Source organism: Okeania sp. SIO2B9 (assembly GCF_010672505.1).
Lineage (GTDB): Bacteria > Cyanobacteriota > Cyanobacteriia > Cyanobacteriales > Microcoleaceae > Okeania > Okeania hirsuta.
Genome location: NZ_JAAHGK010001640.1, coordinates 1 through 1,375, shown reverse-complemented (window position 1 = coordinate 1,375; position 1,375 = coordinate 1). Strand labels below are relative to the sequence as shown.

Genomic DNA, 1,375 nt, shown 5'->3' with positions numbered 1-1,375 from the left:
CTGTCGTCTCATTACTGTCTCAGGAATAAGCGGTATCGGTAAAAGCACAATTATTCGTCACCTTATCCCCGAAATAGAATCTAATTTCGACCACATCATCTGGCGCACCCTCCGCACATCTCCACCCCTAAACATAACTCTCAAAAATTTAATTGAAACTATCTCCAACGTAACAGAAAAAGACTTACCCAATAACACCAATTCTCAACTATCAATACTCATCGAAAAATTGCGCGATATTCGATGTTTAATAATTCTGGATGACGTACAAAAAATACTCAATAGTCAGCAACTTGTCGGCAACTATAAACAAGGATATGAAAACTATGGCAACCTATTTAAAATTATCGGAGAATTACCCCATAATAGTTGTTTTCTTCTTAACAGTTGGGAACCACCTTTAGAAATTTTCAACTTTACAGATAATGACTCAGCAGTACGTTTATTTCAGTTAAATGGTTTAACTGAAAAGGTGGCGCGTGAGATGCTGAAAAATATAGGATTATTGGATGAAGAGAAATGGCAAGAATTGATAAATTTCTATCAAGGTAATCCCCAATGGTTAAAATTAGTAGGAGAGACAATTAAAAATTTATTTGGCGGGAGTGTAGCTCAATATTTAAGTTATAAACCACTATTTTTATGCGATGAATTAACCAATATTTTAAAGCAGCATTTTCAACGTTTGTCTGAATTAGAAAAACAACTGCTATATCAACTCAGCGAACTAGAAAAATCTGTTTCAGTTTCCCAACTATTAGAAAAATCCCAATTATCATCGCCAGAATTATTTCAAACATTACTATCTTTAGAAAAGCGAGATTTGATAGATAAAATCACAGAAGAAAATCAGATATTATTTATGGTTAAACCTATATTTAAGCAATATAGCAATTATAAATAGGTTATAATATTTCACAGTGTATTTCATCCCAGTAAAGCATAGTTTTAGTGCGCAAGGTGTTATCTAAAAGTTTTGCTCAAAGTATCATTTATGAAACCATTAATATTAGATATTTTTTCCGGTGCAGGTGGATTTAGCCTTGGTTTTAAGTGGGCAGGTTGTCAAATTATTGGTGCTATCGAAATAGATAAATGGGCATCAGAAACTTTTGCTTATAATCATCCAGATGCTGTTGTCATCAATCAAGATATTACGACTATTACTAATAGGGATATAGCAGCGATTTGGGGTAATAATAAACCGCAAATTGTCATAGGTAGTCCCCCTTGTCAAGGATATTCTATTTGTAATAAAAATTCTGGAGACCCTAAAGACCCTAGAAATAATCTTTTTAGAGAATTAATCAGAGTAGCTATAGTTTTTGAGCCAGAAATATTAATTATGGAAAATGTACCCAACCTGATGGAATTA

2 protein-coding genes are annotated in these 1,375 nt (G+C 33.0%); both read left to right on the top strand.

Features of this window, described 5'->3' with window-relative positions; genetic code table 11:
* Positions 1 to 904 (top strand): NB-ARC domain-containing protein (locus F6K13_RS33325; RefSeq protein ID WP_287289955.1); only part of this gene is annotated, 904 nt, incomplete at its 5' end.
* 72 nt (positions 905 to 976) lie between these two features.
* On the top strand, positions 977 to 1,375 hold a 399-nt coding region (locus tag F6K13_RS33320), incomplete at its 3' end, for a DNA cytosine methyltransferase (RefSeq protein ID WP_287289954.1).